Source organism: Bacillus sp. 22475 (genome assembly GCF_052044835.1).
In the GTDB taxonomy this organism is placed as follows: Bacteria; Bacillota; Bacilli; order Bacillales; family Bacillaceae_G; genus Bacillus_A; species Bacillus_A cereus.
In genome coordinates this window covers 1-25719 of record NZ_JBQENW010000040.1, presented here as the reverse complement: position 1 = coordinate 25719, position 25719 = coordinate 1, and the positions used below count along the sequence as shown (strand labels likewise).

The window sequence follows — 25719 nt, the reverse complement described above, 5'->3', positions numbered from 1 at the left end:
TTTTTTGTACATAAAAAAATCTCACCATCTTATAGAAACGATAAGCCCTTTAAAACAATAATTGCAACTATATTAATTTTACATTACATTAAGGTTAGAGAATATCATACTAATAAAGTGTTAAATAGTAGGTGGGGAAAATGGAATTTAACGATTTGGGTATTACCATTAAAGAACTTAGAATTAAAAAAAATATATCACAATCCGACTTATGTCATGGAATATGTTCACAAAGTCAAATTAGTAAGATCGAAAAAGGTGTAATTTATCCATCTAGCATATTATTATATCAATTATCTGAAAGACTTGGTGTTGATCCAAATAATATATTTGCACTAACTCAAAACAAGAAATTAAAATATACAGAAAATGTAAAATACGTAATGAGGGATTGCATAAGGCAACATCAATATAAAGATCTTTATGAAATAGTAACAAGAGAAAAATACACAAATAATTTTCAAACAAAAGAAGATAAACAATTTCTACTATGGCATGAAGCAATTGCTATATATTGTGTGAATAACTCAACAAAAGTGGCTTTAACTCTTTTAAATAATGCACTAAAACTAACTGTAACCAATATTGATTTTTTATCAGAGAGAGAAATAGATATTCTACATACAATGGCTATACTTCATGCAGAAAATAAAGAATACAAAAAAAGTATTACTATCCTTAAAAGATGTTTAAATAATTTTAACAAATTAGATTTTCCTAGAGATAAAGAAATTAAATTGAAAATCATTTATAATTTAGCAAAAAATTCAAGTTACATATATCAATACGAAGAAGCAATAAAATACATTGATAAGGGTATCCAATTAGCTATTAATCTAAATACTTTTTACTTATTGGGTGAACTATACTATGGAAAAGGTTCAAATTTATTAAAGCTTAAACAATATAATGAAGAAGATGTTGCTAATAACATGAAAAAATCATTATTTATATTTGAATTAACAAAAAACGAAAAAAAATTACAAATAATTAAAGAAGAATATTTTGAAAACAAAAATAAACACTCATAATTTCTTGAAAACTACTTATAAAACTCACAGGAAAAATCCCAATAGTTTTTAAACCTAGAACCATATTATTGTTTTAATTCAGAAGAAGGCACCTTAGGATGCCTTTTCTTTATTTTCAAAAAGACCTGCTCAATTAATTCTTAAAACCATAATAGGGAATATTGTTTTATTTATCTCATTTTCATTCATGCTATATATAAAATTCTTTAATAAATCCACCTCAAACATACTTATATGCATAGGAGTATGTTTGAGGTGGAACTTCTTCAAATAATAGTTCCTTTTATAAACCGTTTTTTTTGATGTAGATGACATTATTCTCAATACAATAGAATGAATTATGGGAACATATTTAGCAATATATATCAAAAAACAATATTAAGAAACCCCCTCCACCTTAAGGTAGAAGGGATCTTTTAATTTCTATTTCAAACTACCTAAAATTTCTGTAAAGATAACCCCAAGCGTATGTGCCCCTGCATCTGGATATCCTAAACTTCTTTCACCACCTACCGCTCCTCTGCCGAATGATCTTTCAACGATAGATTATATGCCTTGAAGTGCTGTTTGCAACATTTCAATTCAGATATACGACAGTAAAGTATACATCATCACTGTGTCAGCAAGCAAAAGTGTATTCTGCATTTCTGAAAACAGTAGATGGCAAATTATGACCTACTGAATCTGCTAAGAAAGAATATACAAGAACATCCTTAACATCCTCTTTATTTCCACTAATGATGACATCAAGAAAATCTTCTATTTGGAATTCTGGAGTAAACAACACAATCTTAGTTGTTCTGTTTGGTTCTAAAGAAACAAAAGTACGAGAGATTTCAACTAATTCATTTTGAGTTGGGAAAAAAGTGTTTCGACTTCTCTTAACAGTTACCGTTACATTACTAGTATGGCAACGTGAATCATTGTTTAACATAATGTTGAGAGCAGTTGGAATAATCCCATTTTCAGAAACTGGAACTCGAAACACGCCAGTAGATTTATGAGCCATATAATCACATCCTTTCAAAATAAAATATATTTACAATATATTAGATGCACAAAACGTTCATTTTGATATGGACAAATTATATGGTTAATATATCTATAATAACCCTCGGTATTACTAAACCAATGTTTTAAAAGATTAACAAATATCGCGAGAACCAATCGAATGTATATTAAAAGTAAAAAGAATAAGATGTCTAAAAGATCCCCTATTTTGAGCCAATAATGAGACATTATGTTAATCTTATATGTATAGCTGCACAAAATTGAGAAACTTAAGGAGACAGATAAATTTTATGAGAAAATTATCTATATTACTTACTTTCATTCTAGTATTAGTCAGTATTACGGCTGCTTGCACACAAGATAAAACAGATAGTGCCGTTGAAAATGGTCCAATAGAAGAACCGACCGCAAAAAATGAAAATGAAGAATTAATAAATTTTGAAGAAAAAGAAGAGATACGCCGCTTGGAACAAGGTATTTTATTAGTTGGTGAGAGTGTTAAGGGAGGCTATTACTTGACCGCTGTTCAAAGTGCATATTTAAATGCTAGCAACGATTCCGTCATTGTTAATGTCTCTGTAAAAAATGTACGAGGTCAAACGATTGGATTATCAGAATTAAAATATAACTTAAAAGATGAAAAAGACGGAAAGATCTATAAAGGAAAGGTGCTTGATCAAAACCCTTCTGATATACAAGTTAAACCAAATGAAACGGTAGAATTGAAAATAGCTTTTGAAGTACCACCTACCGCAGATGAATATATGTTTTATATTGAAAGCTCTTTAGACCCTCTACAAACATACTGGAAAATTGATAAGCTGCAATTACAAACAAACTAAGTCTAAAATAAGCAAAAAGCAATGAAAAATTTGATATAGATACAAATGAATACTATATAAACGTAAGACCATCGATTTAATGAATCGTTGGTCTTTTTCAAAAAATGCCCCATTAAAAACTAAGAGATAAAAAAGAACTAATCTCTAGAAGAGATTAGCTCAATATATCCAAAGCTATTATGGTACATAGTTTTATGAGCAAACGTTATATAGTGTTGTATGGGATACATAACCTGTCATCCCTTTATATGTAACTTTTAACCACTGTTTAGAATTACTGTAATGACCTTGAACATATTCACCAGTTACCCATGTTCCAGTAATTTTCGTACCATCATTAAATGTATGTACGACAGGTGAATCGACAGTATAACCACTGCGCATCTTTGCACCATATACACCTACCGTACCTCCCTTTGCACAAGCTGCTACTACATTTTCATTTTCAGTAGCATTCGTAGCCGCGAAAGCAGAGCCGTTAAATGTAAATAAAGTAAATATAAAAGCTGTTAGTACTGTACAAATAGATAAACGACGTAACAAAATAAATTCCCCCTTTTTTTATAATTTACTTCTTCACAAATGATCATCTTAAATATTCTAACTATTTTCAATATATTAATGTTGAGAAATATTAGTTGTATTTTTGAAATAAGATTTTATCAAAAATAGTAACAAACTCATATTTTACTGAGAAAGAACCGAAAGAAGTCTTCTACATATCAACTATATAAAAATCCCTCCACCTTAAGGCAGAGGGGACTTTCTAATTACTATTTCAAACTACCCGCAATCTCCGTAAAGATAACTCCAAGCGCATGTGCACCTGCATCTGGATATCCTAAACTTCTTTCGCCAACTGTACCAGCGCGGCCCATGCGAGCTACGATTTCTTTCGTGTACTCTGCTCCTTTAACGGCTGCTTCTGCACCTTTTTCAAAGGCAGTTTTCATGTCTTCTTCGTTTGAAGCGCTAGCTAACCAAGAGTCTACACATGGAGCAAGTGCGTCAACAAGTGTTTTATCACCAACTACCGCTCCTCTGCCGAATGATCTTTCTCCGATAGATTGTATACCTTGCAGTGCTGCTTGCAACACTTCAGCGAATTCTTTCACTGTTAACTCACGTTTTTCGCCCGCTGCTTTACTAGCTGCGCGGAATGCACCACCCCAAATTGGACCAGATGCGCCGCCGCAATGTTCCATAATAATCATCGAACAACCGTCAAGGAATGATCCGATCGTTACGTTTTCTTGTTCTATAATAGAATGCCACTCACGTTTTAATTGCTTAAATCCTTTTGCCACACTCATTCCGAAGTCGCCGTCACCTGCATGTGTATCTAACTCACAGAACGGTACTTCATTTTTAATAATAATGTCGCTCATTTTATCAACGAGATAAATCATGTTGTTTAATGTAATGACATTATTTTTAATAACAGCGTGCTCTTCCGCTGTTTCTATTTCAAATGAAACTTCCTTCTCTTCTGTCTCTTCAAGCACATTCACGTACTCTACACTTTCAACTGGTCCATCTACTTTAAACGCAGGTGTATTACATTCTTTAGATAGTAATGTTTTTAGCTCATCATCTAACTTCATTACCGTTAAAGACATACCAGCCATATCAATACTTGTCATATAATTACCGACGAATACTCTATTAATTTTAATGTTTCTAGCTGCTAGTTCTCTCGTAACGGCGTTGTTAAATAAGTAAAGTTCTTGCAGTGGTGTTCCGCCAAAACCGTTAACTAGAAGTGCGATTTCCTCGCCATCTTTTACTCCTAAATCTTTCATTAAATCATTTGTCATACGGTTAGCTAACTCATCAGCCGACAGCATTTTTTCACGCTTAATTCCTGGTTCGCCGTGAATACCTACGCCGTATTCCATTTCATCTTCCGCAAGTGTGAAAGTAGGTGATCCGCTCGCTGGAACTGTACAAGACGTTAACGCTAAACCGATTGTGCGCACGTTAGCCGCTGCTTTTTCTGCTACAGCTTTCACCGCTCCTAAATCCATACCTTCTTCCGCTGCTGCGCCGGCAATTTTATGAACTAAAATAACTCCCGCAACGCCGCGGCGTCCTACTGTATATAGGCTATCTTCTACCGCAATATCATCGTCTACTTTTACGTAGTCGACTTCAATTCCATCTTCCGTCGCTAAATGCGCACCGTTTTTGAAATTCATAATATCGCCGCTATAATTTTTAATAATTAATAACGTACCTTTTTTACTAGCTGTCTCTTTAATCGCTTGGTAAACTTGAATTTGCGAAGGAGAAGCAAACACATCTCCGCACACTGCCGCATCTAACATTCCTTTTCCGACTAATCCTGCATGTGCCGGCTCGTGACCACTACCGCCTCCACTAATTAACGTTACTTTATTTTCGTTCATTTCTTTCTTCTTAATTACTTTATATTTTTTCAAAAGCTCAAGCTCTGGGTGAGCCATAACCATTCCGTTACACATTTCCATTACTAATGTTTCTGGTTTGTTTATAATCTTTTTCATTGTAGTTCTCCCTCAATTCCTTTAATATATTGTGATATATTTGAAATCTTCTTCTTACTACTCATGTTAAAATGAAAGCGTTTTATAGTAAACGGACAAAATGGACAATCTGTCTAAAGACACCGCTCTCATTTATGGGTAGGATTTTTATATTAATAACATTCTAGGGATGATTTAGATGACCTCTTCTATAATTTCTAAAAAGATAATCGCGAACTCATTGAAGTATTTAATGGAAACAGAGTCGTTTCATAAAATATCAGTGAGCGATATTATGTTACACTGTCAAATGCGTAGGCAAACTTTTTATTATCATTTTAAAGATAAATTTGAACTATTAAGCTGGATTTATAGAGAAGAAACGAAAGAAAATATTATAGACTTTCTCGATTATGAAAAATGGGAAAACATTTTCGATTTATTATTTGATTACTTTTATGAAAATCAAAAATTTTACCGAAATGCTTTTAAAGTCATTGAGCAAAACTCGTTTAATCACTATTTATTTGAGCATACGAAAAACTTATATATGAAGATTATTGATGAACTATCTGTGAGCTGTGGATTCAGCCTTTCTGATGAGACCAAAAATACGATTGCCTCCTTTTATAGTCACGGCTTCGTTGGAACGATAAAAGATTGGATTGAAAGCAAGTGCGAAGTAGATCCATCCGTTATGTCTTCTCTTATGAAAAATATGATAAACAATCAATTACTACTATTACTTGAGCAATCAGCAAAGTAATTAAAGGGTGGCAAAAGCAATGAAAAAGATTATGAATGATATACAAAATATCGTTCAAGATATGCTGCATGGCTTTTATTTTGAACATAACGACAAAGTAAATTACGATGAAACAAATAACATCATTTATGTAAAAGATATCGAAAAACTAAAGCAAAACGTCGCTATTGTAAGCGGCGGTGGTAGCGGACATGAACCTGCTGATATTGGTTATGTAGGAAAAGGTATGCTTACAGCGGCAGTAAACGGCAGTATTTTCACTCCGCCTACAGTGGAGCAAATTGCGGCGGCAACTCGCCTCATACCAAAAGATAAAAGTATTTTATTCATCATCAAAAACTTTAAAGATGACGTAGAAAACTTTCTAGCAGCAAAGCAAATTGCTCAAGAAGAAGGAAGAAAAGTTGACCATATCATCGTAAATGACGATGTTTCCATTGAAGATGATGCTTCCTTTAATAAAAGAAGACGCGGCGTAGCTGGCACTGTTTTCGTTCAAAAAATATTAGGTGCGGCCGCTGAGAGTGGACATTCTTTAGAAGAACTAACAACAATCGGGCAAGCTGTCATCAAAAACTTACACACATTAGGAGTTGCCCTTTCCCCTGCCAACGATCCAGTAAAAGGAAAAGCTTCATTCACATTAAACGATGATGAAGTGTTTTATGGCGTCGGCATCCATGGCGAAAAAGGTTACCGTAAAGAAGCACTATCCTCTTCTGAAATATTAGCGATCGAACTGATGAACAAACTAAAAAGCATTTATCGCTGGAGAAAAGGTGACAACTTCGCAATCCTCATTAATGGACTCGGCGCGACACCATTAATGGAACAATACATTTTCACAAATGACATTCGCCGTTTGTGTGAATTGGAAGGATTGCAAGTGACATTCGTAAAGGTTGGTACGCTGTTGACTTCTTTAGATATGAAGGGTGTTTCGCTCAGTTTGCTTAAGGTAGAGGATTTGGATTGGGTGAAGTGGTTGAAAGCGGATGTTAGAGTGGGTAATTGGTAAGTAAAAATTATGATGATAAAAGCCTTTAACTATAACAAGTTAAAGGCTTTTTACAAATTGAAATATCGCACGAGCGTTCAAAAGAAATTCGTAATCACCTCACTGAATGATTACAGGTCTTCCAAATAAAGCTGGATGATAAATTAACATCGCACCTACAAATGAACACACTAAACAAAAAACAGCCTCGTATTTTATAACTAGAGAAGAGTTGGTATCAAGCTTTTTCCCCTCTCTTCTTAATATCATTTTAAAAGCTCTATATAATAAATATCCAATAATCGCCCCGAGGGTATTCGTAAATAAATCATCAATATCTGTAATTCTATTATTTAGTAATTGATTTAACTCAATTGCCAATGAAAAAAGAAATCCTGCACATACGGTGTTTTTCATTTTTCTAAAGTGCGGCCAAATCATCGGTAATAAAAAACCTAACGGCATAAACAGTACAATGTTCAAAAGATACGTAGTACTACCTGCAGTATCAAATAGAGTCAAATTGATTTGACTTACACGAATCCACGTTTCATATCTACTTATATCCCATACAGTCGCGATTTGCGTCACCTTATACACTAGCGAAAGGTAGAATAGAAAAACATATACCCATAGAAAATGTCGAATAGATATATTTCTTTTCGCTTTAAAATAAAACCCAATTTGAAACACAATACAAAAAATAATCGTAAAAAAATACGTATACAAATAACTAATCAAAACTCCTTTATGCATGTGGAATCCCCTAACTTTACATTTTCATCTATGACTTTGTCTTTTTTAGTCTCCTTCATGATGTAACTCATTTATAGGATAGGAAAAACTTTTAAAATAAAGAGTGGGGTAAACATAAAATTTTTCTTAAATCTTCAGTTGGGCTTTATTATTACTCTTCTTAGGCATCCGCCATTGATAGCTAGGCAACAACATGCTTAAACCTAACAATACTATCATTTTTGCACGTAATCCTCGTAGTACTTTAACCGATAAAGCATATATAAAATCATGTGACTCGTTTGTTCAGTTAAAACATGAAATTAAGAAATATATGACGTACTATAATCACTCTTGCTATCAATAGAATTTAAAGAAGATGACTCCTGTTTGCATACAGAAATCATCTTTTTTAGGTTGCCTAACTTTTTTTAGAATGTCCTTTACAAAGGGTACAGATCAAGAGCACCTTATTCCTATTCGAGGAGATCAACTATACCTTCTTCCCTTAAAATCACACAAACCCATTTACAAATCTATAAAAGTAGATATAATATCCTTATGGAACCTTCATTAATTTATAAAGCATTGTCAAATGACACAAGATGTCAAATTTTATCATGGTTAAAAAATCCAGAAAACCATTTCGACGAAAAACCTTATTTAGAACAAGGGATTAATTTTCAGATTGGAGTGTGTGTAGGAGATATTCAGCTTAAAACTGGCTTAGCCCAATCGGTTATTTCTAGTTATTTATTAACTATGAAAAAGGCAGGACTACTAGACTCTGACCGAATTGGAAAATGGACATATTATCGTCGAAATGAAAAAACAATACAAGCGTTTTCTGAATACGTTCAAAATGAATTATAAAGTGAAAGCAAATAATCAACCTACCAATTGATTATTTGCTTTCACACATTCTGCTTTTATATAGCCGCCTAATACATTCTTTTTAAAACTTCGCTACCTATAAAAGCAAGAAACATAGAAAGGAGCATTTTTTTCAACATATCATATCTAGTTATTTAGATATCTGTTTTTGTGTTTAGCATTACATAATTCTAATACTATTGACATCCAATCATGCTCATTTCTTTGTTAATAAATCGATTTCACTTTCAAAATAATAAGAAGAATGGAGAGTTTTACAAATGAAAAAAGTAAGTCCTTTACTTATTCTTACACTAGCAATAGGGGTGTTTGGAATTATTACTACCGAGATGGGTATTGTCGGTGTATTACCACAAATCACTCAGAAATTTGACATTTCAACTGCACAAGCAGGATTTTTAGTAAGTATATTCGCACTAGTCGTTGCTATTTCTGGTCCGTTTTTAATTCTGCTCGTCTCTAGTATTAATCGTAAAATAATTTTATTAATAGCAATCTTTGTTTTTGTTATTTCAAATATAATTTACGCTTATACAACACAATTTGAAATCATGCTTATTTTTCGCATTTTACCTGCAGCACTTCACCCACTCTTCTTTTCAATCGCTCTTGTAACTGCTGCTAAACTTGTCCCTCCTGAAAAGAGTGGTCAAGCGGTTACAAAAGTTTTCATGGGAATTACGATTGGCTTTGCACTAGGTGTACCATTAACCTCTTACCTTGCAGATCAATTTTCATTAGAAATTGCTTTCTTATTCGGAGCGCTTATTAACGCCCTTGCATTCATTGGAATACTAATCTCACTTCCTTCTATGCCCGTTAAAGAAAAAATGTCTTTCGGCAAACAAATTCGTATACTCGGCAAACCAGGATTATGGTTAAATATTTTAACTGTCACATTCCTTTTTGCAGCCATGTTTTCCGTATACAGCTACTTCGCCGAATACCTTGCGAAAGTAACTTCCATGAATGGATCGCTCATCAGTATCATGCTATTCATATTTGGTATAGTTATGATTTTAGGTAATCATTTATTTGGTAGTCTTCTGCAAAGAAGCATAGTAAATACAGTAATATCGTTCCCTATTTTATATTCTATTGTTTACATATTGGTTTATTATTTAGGTCCTTATCTTGTTCCAATGATTTTTATGGTATTCATTTGGGGAATCGTGCATGCTGGTGGATTAATTGTTGGTCAAACATGGTTAATAAGTGAAGCAAGAGAATCACCCGAATTTGGTAATAGCCTATTCGTTTCATTCTCAAATCTTGGAATTACTCTAGGAACAACTATTGGAGGCTGGTTCATTTCAAACTTAGGTATTCATCAACTTATTTGGAGTGGATTTATATTTACACTACTTTCATTTCTATTAATTATAATAAAACTAAAATTTTTCACTTCTAATAACCTAGCTTCATTATCAAGCTAGTACATTTTCAGTTCCAAACTGGATAAAAAACATTATACAGTGAAACTTTAATCAGCTCTCACCAATCGGGCGTTTATGGGCAGCCCGGCAAATAGCGGGATAAATTCTATATAAAATACTGGTTATTCTTCTTATAAGATTTTATAAACTATAAAGTATGACACTCAGAGCCTTTAGCTATAAATACAAGTTAAAGGCTTTTTATATAAAAACAGCTTTAAAAGGTGCTAATTTTATGGAACATCATCAAAATAGAATACTAAAAAAAGGCTCCATTGCTGGAGCACTCAAAAAATAATATAACTAAACGAATTAAAACAAGGAACAGACAATTAAAATATACAAATAAAACATAAATAAATCTATATATATGTAATATTACATATAAAAATCCTATTTATCGCTGCTATAATAAACTTACTCGATGATTGTTATATTATTCATAGGTTAAAAGCAATAAGTTACCTTCTTAACACCAATTTACAAAGAAAAAAAGACATCTTAATTGATGTCTTTTTTTCTTATATGATAACGACGCAATACAATTAAGATGATTCCAATCGGAAGAATGCACCTTAGGGTGTCTTTTTTATTTTCCAAAGGACCTGCTCAATTATTGCGTAAAAAACATAAAGTAATTTGAATCCGTTAAAATACATGAGTGTACCCTTGTTTTCCCCTCTTATTAAAAGGAGGAACTATTATGGGTTTTGGTGGTAGTTGCGGCGAAGGCTGCGGTTTTGCTGGAGGATTTGCTTTATTAGTTGTACTGTTTATTTTATTAATCATCGTTGGAGCTTCTTGCTTCTGCTAAAAAACTATCAGAAAAGACACTCTTATATGGGTGTCTTTTCTTTATAATAAAGTGAAACTTTATTCCTCCGCATCCCTCATACTGTAATACCCCAAATTAATAATAACCAAGAAATACCCACCCATAATTCCGGCAGCGAATGTCCACATGAATTCATGGTGTTCAATTTCATACATAATAATCGCACCTAGTATTGCGGCTGCAAACCGATTTATCATTCCGAGCATCGGTGCTTTTTCTTTTTTTACAATGCTATCTCCGAACTTTTCAATACGCCTTCCTAAAATCCAGGCGCAGTACATACTCACCAAAAGGCCAATGCTTATCCCTACAAACTGGGCTGAAAAAGGTGTCACGAGCCATCCCAATAACATTACGCCTAGCAAACAATACATTTGTATGTTGAATGATCTTAGTGCCATACGAATCATATTCTGCTCCTTACCTTTCTCTTTAATTCCATCTTTCGGACTTCAAGCTTTCAGCTATATCTTTTTTAAAATGAGGGAATTTGATTTTGCTCACCATTAAATAAGCGAGTACGCATGTACCAAACGCCACGGAAACTGGATTCTTTAAAAAACATAAAATGAGGAGACACATTGCCGCGAATGGAATCGGCATCCCGATAAATGTCGGGAGTTTGCTTTGCTGCGTGTTAAATCTCGCAAGCCGAAGCATTCCGCAAATACTATAAGCAAGCGCACATATCATCCCGATAGACTGCAAATCTTTTAACGCGACACTATATGCAAGAATAGACGGTGCCACACCAAAAGTAACTAAATCCGCAAATGAGTCCAACTCTCCACCAATTTCCGAAACAGAATCAAGTTTCCGAGCGACCATACCATCTAAAAAGTCAAACAACATACCCGTAATAATAAAAACTGCTCCCAAATAAATATCGTGAACGAAAACAGCGTAAATAGCTAAAAGTCCACATACAAAATTTGCTATCGTAATCATATTTGGTATCAAACTCATAACACGCTTCTCCTCCTTTCTACTAATTGCTTCATCTAAGTTCTTACTCATTACAATTAAGATCCTTCTGTTTTTCTTCCAATATCACTTTATTTATTCTCGTTAACGTCTCTGTCATTTGCTCAAGGGCATTTATATCGATTTTAGAAAAATATTTCTCAATTAATACATCATCTAACTCAGACAACCGCTCTATATACTTACTACCGTTTGGACCAAGTGTAAGAAAATACTCCCGTTTATTATTAGGGTTTACTTGTTTTGAAATCATCTTCTGTTTCTCCAATTTAGATAAAACTTGGCTAACGGCACTTTTTGATACATTAAAAGTAGTCGCAATGTGATTTGCCGTCGTGTTTTCATTTAAATTAATATGAAATAGCATGCTCTCCTGCTGTCCTGTAAGACCGAACTCATCTTTTAACTCCTGAAATAGTAAAATGTAAAATTCATTATAAGCTCGGTTCATTTCATTAATTACTTCTTTATACGTTCTAGTCATAGCGTTATTCCTCCATGCTTTTATTTCGTTTCGTTTAATAGTTAAGTTTACTTAACTTAACTATAGTATACCTTTATGTTCGTGTAAAGGGAAATATAACTCTACACTTTACTCACAATGATACAAAAAAGAAAACACTCTTCTAAAACAAGTTAAGTCGCTTCTTCCTCACCACTTCCTTCATCGAAATACCCAATCGATCGTTCTGAATAATCAAAAAGGAAAACAATTAAATTCCATATAGACCCATTACTGGTTAAAATGTTATAATGGAATCACCCTACATAGTTACTCATAGCCAGACTGAGGAACTAGCGTCTTATTAAGTAATGCGCATAACTAAAATAAAAAAGACACTTTACGGTGTCTTTTTTATTTATATTCCTAGGAATTATCTCTTTTATAAACACACTCTATCAAACAGTAAAGGAGACAAACAGATGGAACATCCTGTTGCAAGAGAATTACGTTTTATACGGGTATGTCTTATCATTTTGATTATTGTCATTGCATTCTGGGACCGGGAGAAAACTGTGGAAATTACTGATCACGGTAGCGATCCTATTTTAAACACCAGCAATATGACCCAAGTTGGTGAGAATACATTTGCATACAAAGATGAATCGAATCAAATTAAAATATTCAAGTTTAATCCAGATACAAATGAAATAAAATTAATAAAAGAGTTTTATGTTAACGAATATTAATTACATGAATTAAATAATTCAAATCTGTAGAAGACACTTTAAAGTGTCTTTTCTTTATGAACTACAAAGTATGAGAACCCAAGCCATTACGACTAAGGCTTTTACTATATAAAAAATAAAACATAGTAAGAATAGAATACTCACTTAAATTATTTTTCACTTCACAAACTACATCCAAAAAGTTGGATAACTTCTTTTACTACTCATATTATTAATGAATAAAGCAATAACTACAATAACAACGGAGCCAATTAAAACTGGTGTTACTAAATAACTCCAACTATTTGCCCCTAAAATAACGATAATCGGATCGGCGCCTGCCGGAGGGTGCGTCGTTCTCGTTAACATCATAACGGCTATGGCCATCCCCACCGCTAAAGCAATTGTCCAATATTCATTCCCAAACAAATGATATATTGATAAACCAATGAAAGTTGAAATCAAATGTCCTCCAATAATATTACGCGGCTGAGATAATGGCGCATTCCAAACTCCAAACGCTAATACACAACTCGCCCCAAATGGAGCCATTAATAATTCTGTAGAAGTTATGCTCGTTAAATATGTTAAGGTAAGAATTGTTAAAAATCCCCCTAGTAGTCCCGTTAAAGAGTCCTTTACATTTACTTGTAATGGGCTTCTTCCTTTCCCTTTCATTTTTGTAAAATATCGTACACTTATTGGTTGAGGATCTTTCTGCTTAGTTGCTGTTATATTATCCATCGTTCTCCTCCTTTATTTACCAACAATTATAACTCGATATAACTAACCTGTAAATATTAATTTAAGGGGTTAGTTTTAAAATACAAAAAAAGAATCAACTGTTATAAGTTGATTCTCTAAACTTCTTCAAATTTTCGATCCTGAAATTTTGCTACCTTTTTCCGGTTCCCACATATTTTCATAGAACACCATTTTCGTTTTCCACTCTTATCTATAAATAATAAAACACAGTCAGGATTTGAACACCTTTTAAGGGAAATAAGCTTATTTTCTGCTATTAACGTTAAAGCATCAAATACAATTAACGATGCGAGTACATCCTCGATTTCTCCAACTGGGATAGATACTAGCTGCTGTTCAATGATTTTATATGTAAATGGTGCCTTCTCAATTTGTTTTTCTAAATACGTAATAAAATCATTAGAAATTTCTTGCTGATCAGCAATTGCCTCAAACTGTTTTCTCAATACTTCTCTTACCTCTAATATGCTAGATGTAACTTGATCCATTCGCTTCTGAATTCCTATAAGTGTTTTTTCATTCCAAAAAGGAAGATTAACCTTTATTACATGTAGCCATTCTAATACATCTTCATTTGTTATTAATAAATCATAACGTTGTCCACGCCTAACTAGCTCTGTATTTACTAAATCTAATGAGGGATTTCCAGATATAAGCGGGAATTGTTTTGTTTCCTGCATGTACTCATCACCTTCTCTTTAAACAATCATATTCCAGATTAATACAGAAGTGCAACTTTTTTATAAACTACAAAGTATGAAGATCAAAGCCTTTAGCCATAATTACGACTAAAGGCTTTTTGTATGTAAGTAAATGAAAAAGGAGCTTATTTTATGGAAAATAATAAAAATGGAATTCTTGCTTTAATTGTTTTATTTTTAGGATTAGCATTTTTTGTAAGTGGAATGGTTTATCATTTATGGGGCTCATTTTAATTTCAACTTTTAGACAGATAAATAATTCGAATCAGAGAAATGCGCAATTTTTCCCTTTTCCTTCCAAAATTAATATAATAAGATATAAAATGTAATACATATACAAATATATATAGCACTCATTAAAAGTGCTTCTATTTTGGAAGGAAGAAACAAACGATGAACAAAAAGTTATTAGCATCATTATTATGTAGCACATTCTTGTTTGGAGTATCAGCTTGCAGTTCACATGATGCGCCTGCGAAAAATGAGCAGGCGCATTCAAAAAAAACTGAGAATGACAAACTTAGCAGCAAGGATCCGCAAAAAGAACTTCCTACCAATGTAGATTCCTCTGATGTATACATGTCAATGGGATCTGCCGAGTCATTAGATGTTCTAGGGACTGGAGAAGTTAAAGCACAAGGTGTCTTTAAAGTATTAGACATCGCCGTTTATAATCGTAAAGAAGAACCCATTACACTAGATATTAACAACTTTAAATTAATTGATGGATTTGGAAGAGAATATCACATTTCCAATGAATATCAATCAGTACTTAAAGCTGCAAATATCTCCACATTCAAATTTAATATTGTTAATCCTAATGAAAGTTCGGAAGGAAACATTGTATTTGATGTACCGAAAAACACGCAAGGATTAACTTTAAAAATTAATAATGATAAGTTAGATAAAGAACTCCAATTAAAAGTGGAATAGGCCAATAAATGCGTCTCCCTTAACATTCTCTACCGACATAAAAAAGTACAGCCTTTTCTACAGCAGACTGTACTTTTTTATTTATCATTTCACATAACATTCCCTAATTTTTTTGACTAGATGCTCTCCAATCACGAAAAGATGTTGGGCGTCCAGAAAAAGCTCTTTGCTTTGTAACAGATGGTTTTTCTTCAGGAGTCATTGTTTTTTCTTTAAGAGTCGCTGGTTTTTCTTTAAGCGTCACTGATTTTTCTTCAAGAATAGTCACAGCTGTTTGCATTTTCTCTAACTGTTCTTTCAACAATTGTTGTTCAATCTTTAAATCCGTAAGTAAACGTAAAATCATCTCAGAATTAGCCATAAGATCCTCCTTCCCCCAATACACAGAATAAAATACAATATGTAGCAGACGAAATACCGGTGACAAAAATAAGGTCGTCAACTCTTTTTAACTTCCAAAATCCTTTTATTTTTTTAAGGACCTGCTCCATTCATCCTTAAAAACATAAATTAAATTAAATCCATTAATAAATGGTCTTTATGGAAGGAGGAGTTAATATGGGCTATGGAGGTAGTTGTGGTGGAGGCTGTGGTTTCGGCGGCGGATTTGCCTTACTTGTTGTGCTCTTCATCTTATTAATCATCGTTGGCGCTAGCTGTTGGGGCGGCGGATTCGGCTGCTAAGGAGAGGCACTCTTGAGAGTGTCTTTTTTTTGATATGTGACTCGTATACATATTGTTCAAATCTATATATTTTTTAAAAATATAGATTTAAAGCATATTTCTCAATGAATAAAACAATTTAACATGGTAAAATAATATTTGGATGGGAGTCCAATATATTATTAAAATTAAGATGGTTCAAGTCGAAGGAAGGCACCTTAGGGTGTCTTTTCTTTATGACTTCTATCATCAACAAAGGGTGATACAAACTATTACATATGTTTGTACCACCCTTTATTGATGCGTTTAGACTTCACAGGTGCTGAAGTTTTAGACTTCTCCCTTAGTGTACCCATATTATTAGAACATCCTGTAATCTGTAGACAAAATGTAGCTAATAAAAACAATATTAATAATTTCTTCAATAAATCCTCCTACATGCATAAAACACCATATGTTACAAAACAAACATAACATCAACTCTACATAAAAACAATATAATCCTTGGTCCTTAAGCTATCTCTTAACATAAGAGTACCGCCACATATTCATCAAGCTAAGATTTTAAAATATCCTCTACTTAAGGAATTTGTAAGTATCAAGTAAGAAAAACGAGAGCTTTGTTTCGTATAATCAAAATATAAAGTGAAGGAAGAAAGATTATTTCTGGGATTAATATGCATGTGACAAGAGAAGAAATCTACGTTTTTTTAGAATAATAATATGAGTATGTCCAAGTTTTGGAGATTGCTTGCAAATATTTTGAAGTTTTCGCACCAGAATTCTAATTACCATACCTGTTTTTTACCATCACATATTGGAGGTTAAAACATGAATAAAAAAAAGAAAATACAAAGATCAGTACTTACCTTTACCCTACTCTTTTCTTTAGGCATTTCATCTTTCCCGCTTACAACAACTATTCACGCAGATACACGTGAGGAACAATCTGCTGAAAAGAAACTAGTCTCTTTAACGGAGCGTACATCATTATTTTTTGAATATCTCCAGCAAGGTAAGTATGCAGAGGCACTACAGTTCACATCTGCTGCTTTTCAATCTAAGTTTACAGCAAACACATTACAAAACTGGTGGACACAAAGTGGCTGGAGCGGGATAAAAAGCATGGGAACCCCCGTGATAAAAGAACGAAACTCGGTCCATCAGACGGTGGAAATTCCAGCAGCTACCGAAGGAACTACCATACCGCTACTCCTTAAATTCACACCTGGCGGGAAAGTAGATGAAATTGGAGAAAGGCCACCCGAGGAATCTTTTACCATCCCCCATCCTAGCTATGATCAACCTGACTCCTATCAAGAACGTGAAATCGTCATTGGAAATTCTACCTATCCGTTACCAGCGACATTAACAGTTCCGAAACATAAGCGTGGTGAAAAGGTACCCGTCGTTGTTCTTGTGCATGGTGCTGGCATCCATGATCGCGATGCTACCTATTTGGGAACAAAAATCTTACGAGACCTTGCGGTGGGCCTTTCATCCAACGGAATTGCAGTGTTGCGCTATGAAAAACGTACCTTAGAACATGCATTAAAGATGAGTGCAGAACCTGTTACATTAGACCGTGATACTACAGATGATGCCATATATGCAGCAAAGTCAGCAGCGCAGCAGGAAGGCATTGATCCAAATAATATTTTCATTCTCGGACATAGCCAAGGAGCTGGCACAATGCCGCGTATACTGAGCAAAGCGCCTTCCTCACTTGTCCGAGGAAGTATCTTACTCGCACCACCTGCACGCCCTTTGACTGACATTGCCATTGATCAGTATCAATACCTTGGGGAGTCAAAGGAAGTAATCGATGAATTAAAAAGACAGGTCGCTTTTATCCAGGATCCTGCTTTCAATCCTGACCATCCTCCAGCTGGCTACAATTTTGGGTCACCTCATTTTATGTATGATGTTTCTAGGTGGCGTCCAGTTGAAGAAGCACAATCACGAAAAGAGCCTTTACTCATTTTGCAAGGAGCACGCGATTATCAAGTAACAGTAAAAGATGAATATACAAAATGGCAGAAAGGACTTTCAAACCGCGGGAATGTTCAGTTCAAAAAATACCCGAAATTGAATCATTTCTTCACGGAGGGTGACGGGGAATTAAGTCTTCCTAGTGAATACGAAATTCCTGCTAATGTTCCCAAGTATGTCATCCAAGACATTATTACATGGGTTAACGAGACAAAAAAATAAGAAAACATCAAAAGCCTTCATGCAATCATCATTGCGTGAAGGCTTTTTTGAAACTAGTGATTCAGAGATATCTATTATAATGCATCAAAACGAAAATTATATTTTTCTACGTACTAAATAAAATGCTAAGGAACCCTTAATAACAGGTGCAACGAAGTCAAAGAAATGTGAAAAAGTAAAAGTAAAAAGAAAAAGAAATGGTATAAGTGTATAGATAACTGCTAGTCCTATAAATAAAGGAATTCCAAATTGAAACTCTCTACATCGTTTAATTTTCCTATATAAGACTTCCCCAATTAGACAAGCTATAAGAGCTGGTATACTACCATAAGTGACGATAGTTTTTATGAACCCCTGTAAAACGTCTGGGTGAATAAAGCTAGGATTAAAAATATATGAAATTAAGAACCATCCAAAAATAAAAGCAAATAGACTTGCAGCATAACTAACTACAAATTTTATCAAAGTAAGCAACGTAATCATCCCCATAATTTCTTAATATTATCTTCATTTTATCATTTTCTCTTAAAAAGATTCCAAAAGGATATACTTGCCCTTCAGCTTTCCTTTTTAACGCTTGTTCAAGACGTATTTTTTGATGTTATTTTGTATAAAAACTTTTGGGAGCAACCTGTTCGAAAAATTGATAAAGAATAAGCGATTGAAGGATGAAAACAGAAGACTACAAGGAAAACTGTATGAACAAATATAATGAAACAAGGCTCTTACTTTGTAGTGGTATCCACGAAGTAAAAGTCTTGTTTTTTCTACTCATTTTTTATATCAGTCTTGATTTTCCGATGGAAAGGCACAGAAAATCTACTACAGAAGGTGTGATACCTCTAGGATTAACAAATTCTTTAAATTTCTGTATATCCCTCTACTTTTGGAATGTGCCTCTAATTCAGCGCGAACTTGTATTGTATCCGGATCCATTTTTTCTAAAGCATGTTCAGAATATTTACGAACATTGATTTCAAGTTTTTAAAACTCATTTATTGTAACTGTAAAATGTGGCTTGAATTTTACTTCGATTGTTTTGTTTTCTACGCCACCTTGGACATATAATGAGTCATTACGGGTATAGATTCGTTTCGCCGAATGCATCTTGGTTTCAAAGATGCGTTTATTTTTATAATACAAATTTAATTCAACAGTTTCCTCGTAATAACACATAATCATTACTAATTCAAAGCCTAATTTATCTATTTTATTATATCTATATGCACCTGCACCTGGAATAAAATAATCTTCTGGTTCACTCTCGAATATTTCTAATAATTCATATTCATCATATTGTATATTCAATTTAACAACTCCTTACGTGAATGGGCTCAATCCACTTTATTTATAATATTCACGATTTATTAGGTACAACGGATACAACATCGCCATTATCATTCAATACGACTCTAACATCTTTCCCATCGTATTGCCATAGACCAGGTTTATTTCCAGGTTTTTTAGTAGCATGCTTAATTGTTTCTTCTACTACACTTGGTGTTACACCACGTGGATCAACTTTTTTTAATTCCTCCATGTATTCTTTTGATCCGAATGTGTAACCATTCCTTTCAGCTCTTTCACATGCACGCTTTGTAAGTTCTGCTCGAACCTGAATTGTATCAGGCGCCATTCTTTCAAGCGCATGTTCAGTATACTTACGCCCATCAATGACGCCGCCACCTCTTGGCATACTCCATCCAATCTCTTCAGTTACCTTTGATACTTTTCCTAAATCCTTCGCTTTTTGCTCTAACTCTCCATATTTACCAAATACTCGACCAATAACTTTAGGAGTGCCACCTACAACTGTAGAAACAGTTCCCCATACATAATCATTCGGCTCATATTTTCTGTCTGTGAAAAATTCTCTTCCATTATAAATTTGTAAACCTTGTTTAATTTGTCCAACAACTGGAATAAAATCAAGCGCCATAGATCCTAATTCATTCGTTCGCTTTTGTTCTTCCAGATATTCTTTCATTTTTTCAGGTGGTACACCAAAATCTTTAAGGCGGGTTGTTAACCCATCCATATTACCAACATTTTTAACAACATTAGACGTATCTATTTTGTAGCCTGAAATCTTATTAGCAGAATCCATCATGTTATTAGCAGCATCTAATCCAGACATAATATCTGTATGTAGTGTTGGAAATGCTTGTTGAGCTTCTGCAACATGCGTTGAGACACTATTAATTAGTCCATTTTTGGTCATATGATAGATAAATTAGATTACAAAGATTGTCAAACCTTTGAATCCCTTGAGCTCAACATAAAGGATTATATAGAGGAGTATAATTATAATCGTTATCAGTGGACATTAAAAAAGATGGCCCCGATCGAATATCGGAACCATCTTTTAAGTGCTTGATTTTTTAGAGCTTTTTTATTAAACTGCCCATTTTATAAGGTACAGTTCACAAAATACCGTAGCTATTTTAAAAGCAACATAAGAATATCGACAGTTCTAAAAACACTGATAGTTAGCTGCCTCATTAACCCGTACTTATAAATAGGAGAAATGATCATTATTATAGATAGGGTTGAAAACCTTATTAAAGTTCACATAAAAAAAGTAGGGGAAGCCCCTACTTTTTTCATTCACTCCTTATTCTAAAATCTCTTTCTTATTACCAATACGTACTTCACCTTCATGATAAAACTCTATTGCATATCCTAGATTTGGAGAATAGAGCCAAGTATCAAAACTTACTGCTGTAACATCATCAATTACCTGTAGTATTTGATGTAAATTCGTTTTTATGATTGGTAAGGATGCTTCATCCCAAATAATATAAATGATATAAGAGTCTAAACCGTATTGTTTATTTAGATATGCTTCTATATCATCCAAATAAACGATATTTTGGAAATCACTGAATTTATCCCAATCAATTCTGGCCCAACTTGTAATTGGAAATGAGTTTTCAAAGCTATCTAAGATTTTTTCTCTCTCTTCACCTTCAAAAACTACTATATTTTCTCCTAATGCCTCGATACATTCGTCTAACAAAGTTGCCATTATATTTATCACCTTACTTGTTTAAATGTTTTAATAGTGATTTAAATAACTCTTCATCACCTTCTATTGGAATTGCATATTTAGTAGATTTACTTCCTTTACCGTTTCTAAAATCGTCTACATTCATATGTAGACCTTTTTCAGGATCATAATCTAATCGCCATCTTGCTTTTTTATCAGCAGTTTGTCTTCCAATTACTTTACCATATCCTGCACTTTTTTTCATTGTTCCAACCATTGGAATAGAGTCGCTACCTAAATTCCCTAAAAGATCCATTGCTTGATTTCTAGCTTGTTCATAGGTTTTGACTTTATCAAGAATAATTTCACCCGATTGAGCACCTTTTGAAACCTTGCCTAGTTTCTGTGCATTTTTCTCAAGATCGCCAAGTTTACCAAATGTACGGCCAATTATTTTTGTTGTACCGCCAGTAACTGCAGCAAGCGTTCCTGTTACAAATTCACTTGGACCATATTTTTCATGAGTAAACATATCCTCGCCCGTAAAGAGCTGGATACCTTGTTTTAGTTCTCCAAATCCAGGAGTAATATCAAGCAGGAATGAAGTTTGTTGAGCAGAACGTTTTTCTTCTTCCAAATACTCCTTCATTTTTTCAGGTGGCACACCAAAATCACGTAACGTGTTTCTTAGTCCATCCATATTCCCTATGTTTTTGGATGCCGCAGGCACATCAATTTTATAACTCGCAATTTTATTAGCAGAATCCATCATGTTATTAGCAGCATCTAATCCAGACATAATATCTGTATGTAGTGTTGGAAATGCTTGTTGAGCTTCTGCAACATGCGTTGAGACACTATTAATTAGTCCATCAGCCATTACTGCTTGTTTATGAAGTGATGCACCAGCTTTTTGTACAGAATCTCCAAACTTATGGAAACTTTGATTTACTACGCGTAAATCACTGGCCATTTGTTTATATTCAGGCAATCTGCTTTTAAAACCTTCATGCATAGCTGTAACTTGTTGTCCGTAGTCCCGAACCCCATCAGCAAATTTACTGATTTCATCTTTTGGTAATGTACCAACCCATTTTTCTGCTGGCTCAACAAATGTGTCATTGATTGTTAGCCAGTAAAGACTTGTTTGGTCAATAAGCGATACCGTTAGATCCGTTACTGCAGTCAAAGTATCAGCATACCATTCGACCAATTGTTTTTTATACGCCGTCATATCGTTAGCATAGTTTTGAAGCTTAATTTTATCTTGTTGTGCTAGGTTTTTACCATTCTGAATTTGTTGAATAATATTACCTGAATCCTGATTCGCTTTATCTAAAACCATTATGCTATCTTTTAGTAGCATTAATTTGTGGATCTTGCCAAAATCCTCATTCATCATCTCTAAAGTAGCGATGGTAGAATTGTATTTTTCTTTTATAGCTGGATCAGCTTCTTTTTCGTAGATTTTATTCACTAAATTCGTCATATCAGAATTTTTTATGGTAGTTAGAAATCCTGATAAGCTTGCTGCAAGTTCACTTGAATCTACTAGAGCCATATCATAATTTTTAGTTTCTTTTGCTTTTTTAAAGCGTTCGGAATATATTTTTACCAAATTTGCAGTAGTTTTTAAATCTGCAATGTCCTGACGAATTGTATCTATTTTATTAGATAGAGATTGATCAAACACGACTGCAAATAATTTTTGCACAACGTATGTTTGACCATTGTAGTTCACCTTAAACCATAGAGGACCGTCTTCCCCTACTACTTCAAGAATTTCATCCTTTCTAACTTTTATTGGGTCAAATCCCCTTACAACTGTTCTGGATTTGTAGATATTTTGGTCGAGGGATTGGATTGTTATCCACCCTTTTACCATTTTACCTGTTCTATCAAATTGGAATTGTTTTCCTTTGTAGGTTACATCGCCTTTTTGAATCACACCGTTATCGTCTGCATAATACCAATGGGTAGTTTGAGAGAACCATCCTTTTTGTGCAGCTCCACTTACCGTATCAAAATAGTAGTCCTTTCCGTCTACGGTATTCCATCCTGAAGCTAGATTACCATTTTTATCGAAGAGATAGGTATCATCCCCTGAACGTAATAATCCAGTATGTTTCACGCCTGGTTTGTCATAATAGTATTTCTTTTCTCCATCTACAACCCAGCCAACCGATTCATTGTTTTTTATACCTGATGTTGCCATGATTGTCCTATATAAGAACACAGAAAATTGCTCTCTTGTGACAAGTCCATTTGGATTAAAATTGCCATCACCAGTACCATTTGTGATTTTATTCCCAGCTAATATTTTGACATATTCGTTAGCCCAATGACCTTTCATATCCGTAAAGTCAAAATTCCCTTTCGGTTTTAAATCGAATGTTCTGACAAGCACTGCAGCCATTTCAGCACGCGTCATATTATTTTTCGGATTGAATTGTTTCTCTACATTTACGCTAAATATGCCCCGTGCAGTAAGTGCCAAAATTTCCTTTTTAAAATTGCTGTCACCAATATCAACAAATGGATTATTGGTACTATCTTGCGGTTTTAAATATCGATACAAGAATGCAGCAAGATGTTCGCGAATAATAGGATCCGTAGCACCGAAATACCCATTTCCGTATCCTGTTATAATCTTATTCTCAGCCATATACATCATTTCTTTATATGCCCAGTGAGTTTTAGGAACGTCAATAAATGATGATGAATTTCCTTGATTATTTTGTTCTGCATACGCTGTTCCTACTGTACTGAATAATAAAATACATATCACAGAACTTAAAAATAATTTCTTAATTGTATTCATAATAGATCTCCTATTCAATTTTTAAAAATATAATTGCAAAATCAGCACTTATTTTATCCTTCATTTACGGCGTTTTATATAATTATCAAATTTCTATTCATACTGATATTTCGTATAAGGACAACCTAAGTCATTCTGTCTAAACAATAATTAATTCATAAGATGTTTCATTTTTTTAATGTAGTAGCCCGTTTATGGAACCTACATAATATACAGTAAAACCAAGTTTTTTAATTTGAAAATCCCTTAGTGTAAAATCCGCATTATGTTGCCGAAATCCATAATAATACCAATCTCCTTTCTCTTTGACGCGGCCTATTTGATTTAAAACTTCGACTTCCTCTGTAAACATTGGTGCATAGGTAGAAAATAATTAAAATAATGATAATATAAGTCCTATGGTTTTCTTCATACTCGCATCTCCTTATCAATTCGTAAAAAACTTTTTAATTATATATTAGGTTTAATTACTATTAAAATAAAAAAATATAAATATGCATAATCGCATATTTACCTTCTCAATAGAGTGTACTCTATTGAGAAGGTTACAAGTTATTGATTTTAAAGGATTTAGAGTTTCTCAAATACACTTATCAAAATCGAAGCGTGGTATTTAATTTCAGAGTGGCCCTTGAAACCCATAATCGTTTCCGTACCCCTATAATGCTATTCATTTTTTTATACATCCCTATCCTGGCGTGGGTTGCAGAGTTTCCGTTTTTTACTGAATTAGCCGAAAAACTGTATAAAATCCTGTATGCTCTTAGCGTGTTTTTTTCCAAAATGCTGGCCGTACCCCATGCCCATCAAGCTAACATTTTGAAGTGCCCCAAAACGAAAATTTCATCTTTTCATAGGTGTCCATGAGAATTTAGTTCATTTTTTTCGTTTTGGGGAACATTTAATTTCTTAAGTTAATGGCAATGTGCTTTTCCCCCAAAAAAGAAAAAACCGATTCATCCCCCATCTTCACTCTGTTTAGAGGAGGGGTCTTCTCGGTTAAATGATAAAAAAACCAACTATATAATGACTAATAAAAATTGCTACATAAATCAAAGTGATATATGGTTGATAATCAATGTAAAATTCTTTATGTGTTAACCTAAATTTATGAGGAATTAAAACCCAACTAAGGTAGTCGATAATTATCGACAATGCTGTCCATTGAATAACGGTATTAAGCATAAATTCTTTTACATTATCTGTATCTATCCCTTTGCTATATAGCCATAGAAAAACGGGAAAAATCGCAACGTTGTAAAGAACCTGATAGGGTCTAGATTTAACATAAACTGGTGATTTCAAAAAAGTTGTTCCTGCCTGTTTCGCGTTTTGCACACCAAAATATTTATTAGAGATTAGCATATGTATAAAAACTATTAATGTTGCAACACCATAAGCAAGTAACAACCATAAAAAAGAAATACC

General features: G+C 33.7%; 29 protein-coding genes and 2 pseudogenes. 13 read left to right on the top strand and 18 right to left on the bottom strand.

From position 1 onward, the window contains the following. Positions 1-140: 140 nt before the first annotated feature. Positions 141-1031, top strand: a complete 891-nt coding sequence (locus tag ACTJJY_RS29335) for a helix-turn-helix domain-containing protein (RefSeq protein ID WP_440607230.1) — start codon at positions 141-143, stop codon at positions 1029-1031. A 423-nt stretch (positions 1032-1454) separates the two neighbouring features. Here ACTJJY_RS29335 and ACTJJY_RS29330 read toward each other — a convergent pair whose 3' ends face one another. Beyond that, positions 1455-1574: a dihydroxyacetone kinase, ATP-dependent gene (locus ACTJJY_RS29330; RefSeq protein ID WP_440607233.1), complete on the bottom strand. Its 120-nt coding sequence runs from the start codon at positions 1572-1574 to the stop codon at positions 1455-1457. 76 nt (positions 1575-1650) lie between these two features. Beyond that, positions 1651-2040, bottom strand: a complete 390-nt coding sequence (locus tag ACTJJY_RS29325; protein ID WP_000940659.1) for a hypothetical protein — start codon at positions 2038-2040, stop codon at positions 1651-1653. A gap of 292 nt (positions 2041-2332) precedes the next feature. On the opposite strand from ACTJJY_RS29325, the gene ACTJJY_RS29320 reads away from it, so the two are divergent. Beyond that, positions 2333-2884, top strand: coding sequence for a DUF4352 domain-containing protein (locus tag ACTJJY_RS29320; protein ID WP_440607229.1), 552 nt, complete (start codon positions 2333-2335; stop codon positions 2882-2884). Between the two features lie 192 nt (positions 2885-3076). Here ACTJJY_RS29320 and ACTJJY_RS29315 read toward each other — a convergent pair whose 3' ends face one another. Next, positions 3077-3427 (bottom strand): SH3 domain-containing protein, encoded by a 351-nt coding sequence (locus ACTJJY_RS29315; protein WP_440607228.1) that lies wholly within the window; start codon positions 3425-3427, stop codon positions 3077-3079. Between the two features lie 230 nt (positions 3428-3657). Next, positions 3658-5409 carry a dihydroxyacetone kinase subunit DhaK gene (gene dhaK, locus ACTJJY_RS29310; RefSeq protein ID WP_440607227.1) on the bottom strand — a complete coding sequence of 584 codons (1752 nt, stop codon included), beginning with the start codon at positions 5407-5409 and terminating at the stop codon, positions 3658-3660. 178 nt (positions 5410-5587) lie between these two features. On the opposite strand from dhaK, the gene dhaS reads away from it, so the two are divergent. Both dhaS and dhaQ read left to right on the top strand, forming a co-directional pair. Further along, positions 5588-6154 (top strand): dihydroxyacetone kinase transcriptional activator DhaS, encoded by a 567-nt coding sequence (gene dhaS, locus ACTJJY_RS29305; RefSeq protein ID WP_000204213.1) that lies wholly within the window; start codon positions 5588-5590, stop codon positions 6152-6154. Positions 6155-6173: 19 nt separating this feature from the next. After that, positions 6174-7172, top strand: a complete 999-nt coding sequence (dhaQ, locus tag ACTJJY_RS29300) for a DhaKLM operon coactivator DhaQ (protein ID WP_440607226.1) — start codon at positions 6174-6176, stop codon at positions 7170-7172. A gap of 99 nt (positions 7173-7271) precedes the next feature. On the opposite strand, the gene ACTJJY_RS29295 is transcribed toward dhaQ, so the two are convergent. Next, positions 7272-7907, bottom strand: a complete 636-nt coding sequence (locus ACTJJY_RS29295; RefSeq protein WP_440607225.1) for a VanZ family protein — start codon at positions 7905-7907, stop codon at positions 7272-7274. 244 nt (positions 7908-8151) lie between these two features. Between ACTJJY_RS29295 and ACTJJY_RS29290 the strand changes: the two are divergent. The 4 genes and pseudogenes from ACTJJY_RS29290 to ACTJJY_RS29275 form a co-directional block, all read left to right on the top strand. Further along, a pseudogene (locus tag ACTJJY_RS29290) lies at positions 8152-8253 on the top strand (TetR family transcriptional regulator); the annotation flags it as partial. A gap of 194 nt (positions 8254-8447) precedes the next feature. Further along, positions 8448-8759, top strand: a complete 312-nt coding sequence (locus ACTJJY_RS29285) for an ArsR/SmtB family transcription factor (RefSeq protein WP_000433731.1) — start codon at positions 8448-8450, stop codon at positions 8757-8759. Positions 8760-9040: 281 nt separating this feature from the next. Then, positions 9041-10216: an MFS transporter gene (locus ACTJJY_RS29280; RefSeq protein ID WP_440607224.1), complete on the top strand. Its 1176-nt coding sequence runs from the start codon at positions 9041-9043 to the stop codon at positions 10214-10216. Positions 10217-10919: 703 nt separating this feature from the next. Further along, positions 10920-11030: a YjcZ family sporulation protein gene (locus tag ACTJJY_RS29275; protein WP_000505669.1), complete on the top strand. Its 111-nt coding sequence runs from the start codon at positions 10920-10922 to the stop codon at positions 11028-11030. A gap of 59 nt (positions 11031-11089) precedes the next feature. Here ACTJJY_RS29275 and ACTJJY_RS29270 read toward each other — a convergent pair whose 3' ends face one another. The 3 genes from ACTJJY_RS29270 to ACTJJY_RS29260 are packed head-to-tail and all read right to left on the bottom strand — an operon-like array spanning position 11090 to position 12519. After that, positions 11090-11461, bottom strand: coding sequence for an ATP synthase subunit I (locus tag ACTJJY_RS29270; RefSeq protein ID WP_326341444.1), 372 nt, complete (start codon positions 11459-11461; stop codon positions 11090-11092). Positions 11462-11483: 22 nt separating this feature from the next. Further along, positions 11484-12068: a CDP-diacylglycerol--serine O-phosphatidyltransferase gene (gene pssA, locus ACTJJY_RS29265; protein WP_326341445.1), complete on the bottom strand. Its 585-nt coding sequence runs from the start codon at positions 12066-12068 to the stop codon at positions 11484-11486. Then, positions 12061-12519, bottom strand: a complete 459-nt coding sequence (locus tag ACTJJY_RS29260) for a MarR family winged helix-turn-helix transcriptional regulator (protein WP_023521311.1) — start codon at positions 12517-12519, stop codon at positions 12061-12063. Before ACTJJY_RS29260 ends, pssA begins: the two co-directional genes overlap by 8 nt. 440 nt (positions 12520-12959) lie before the next feature. On the opposite strand from ACTJJY_RS29260, the gene ACTJJY_RS29255 reads away from it, so the two are divergent. After that, positions 12960-13226 carry a YmzC family protein gene (locus tag ACTJJY_RS29255; RefSeq protein WP_326341446.1) on the top strand — a complete coding sequence of 89 codons (267 nt, stop codon included), beginning with the start codon at positions 12960-12962 and terminating at the stop codon, positions 13224-13226. 168 nt (positions 13227-13394) lie between these two features. Here ACTJJY_RS29255 and ACTJJY_RS29250 read toward each other — a convergent pair whose 3' ends face one another. After that, a complete protein-coding gene (locus tag ACTJJY_RS29250) occupies positions 13395-13949 on the bottom strand; it encodes an HPP family protein (protein WP_000368844.1) in 555 nt (184 codons plus the stop codon). A gap of 116 nt (positions 13950-14065) precedes the next feature. Further along, positions 14066-14650, bottom strand: coding sequence for a CGNR zinc finger domain-containing protein (locus ACTJJY_RS29245; protein ID WP_440607223.1), 585 nt, complete (start codon positions 14648-14650; stop codon positions 14066-14068). 414 nt (positions 14651-15064) lie between these two features. Between ACTJJY_RS29245 and ACTJJY_RS29240 the strand changes: the two genes are divergently transcribed. Further along, on the top strand, positions 15065-15604 hold the full coding sequence (locus ACTJJY_RS29240; RefSeq protein ID WP_440607222.1) for a DUF4352 domain-containing protein: 540 nt from the start codon (positions 15065-15067) through the stop codon (positions 15602-15604). Positions 15605-15707: 103 nt separating this feature from the next. Here the strand turns inward: ACTJJY_RS29240 and ACTJJY_RS29235 are convergent, their stop codons facing one another. Then, on the bottom strand, positions 15708-15965 hold the full coding sequence (locus ACTJJY_RS29235) for a hypothetical protein (RefSeq protein WP_000013694.1): 258 nt from the start codon (positions 15963-15965) through the stop codon (positions 15708-15710). 197 nt (positions 15966-16162) lie between these two features. Here ACTJJY_RS29235 and ACTJJY_RS29230 point away from each other — a divergent pair, with 197 nt between their 5' ends. Then, positions 16163-16288, top strand: a complete 126-nt coding sequence (locus ACTJJY_RS29230) for a YjcZ family sporulation protein (protein ID WP_000540377.1) — start codon at positions 16163-16165, stop codon at positions 16286-16288. An 810-nt stretch (positions 16289-17098) separates the two neighbouring features. Further along, positions 17099-18481, top strand: a complete 1383-nt coding sequence (locus ACTJJY_RS29225) for an alpha/beta fold hydrolase (RefSeq protein WP_440607221.1) — start codon at positions 17099-17101, stop codon at positions 18479-18481. Positions 18482-18577: 96 nt separating this feature from the next. On the opposite strand, the gene ACTJJY_RS29220 is transcribed toward ACTJJY_RS29225, so the two are convergent. The 4 genes and pseudogenes from ACTJJY_RS29220 to ACTJJY_RS29205 all read right to left on the bottom strand — a co-directional run bounded on the left by ACTJJY_RS29220 (position 18578) and on the right by ACTJJY_RS29205 (position 20702). Beyond that, positions 18578-18964, bottom strand: a complete 387-nt coding sequence (locus ACTJJY_RS29220; protein WP_440607232.1) for a hypothetical protein — start codon at positions 18962-18964, stop codon at positions 18578-18580. Between the two features lie 25 nt (positions 18965-18989). Beyond that, positions 18990-19106: pseudogene (locus ACTJJY_RS29215) on the bottom strand (GNAT family N-acetyltransferase); the annotation flags it as partial. A gap of 359 nt (positions 19107-19465) precedes the next feature. After that, entirely contained in the window at positions 19466-19789 is a 324-nt protein-coding gene (locus ACTJJY_RS29210) for a hypothetical protein (protein WP_001025898.1), read from the bottom strand. 49 nt (positions 19790-19838) lie between these two features. After that, positions 19839-20702 (bottom strand): hypothetical protein, encoded by an 864-nt coding sequence (locus ACTJJY_RS29205; protein WP_440607220.1) that lies wholly within the window; start codon positions 20700-20702, stop codon positions 19839-19841. Here ACTJJY_RS29205 and ACTJJY_RS29200 point away from each other — a divergent pair, their 5' ends adjacent. After that, the gene (locus tag ACTJJY_RS29200) at positions 20703-20858 is read left to right on the top strand and encodes an IS3 family transposase (protein ID WP_080348377.1); all 156 of its coding nucleotides are present in this window, start codon (positions 20703-20705) and stop codon (positions 20856-20858) included. 237 nt (positions 20859-21095) lie between these two features. Here the strand turns inward: ACTJJY_RS29200 and ACTJJY_RS29195 are convergent, their stop codons facing one another. From ACTJJY_RS29195 to ACTJJY_RS29185, 3 genes are all read right to left on the bottom strand, one after another. Further along, positions 21096-21509 carry a CDI toxin immunity protein gene (locus ACTJJY_RS29195; RefSeq protein WP_000212599.1) on the bottom strand — a complete coding sequence of 138 codons (414 nt, stop codon included), beginning with the start codon at positions 21507-21509 and terminating at the stop codon, positions 21096-21098. 13 nt (positions 21510-21522) lie between these two features. Then, on the bottom strand, positions 21523-24291 hold the full coding sequence (locus tag ACTJJY_RS29190) for an S-layer homology domain-containing protein (RefSeq protein WP_440607231.1): 2769 nt from the start codon (positions 24289-24291) through the stop codon (positions 21523-21525). Between the two features lie 999 nt (positions 24292-25290). After that, a partial coding sequence (locus ACTJJY_RS29185) for a hypothetical protein (RefSeq protein WP_440606891.1) occupies positions 25291-25719 on the bottom strand: 429 nt, incomplete at its 5' end.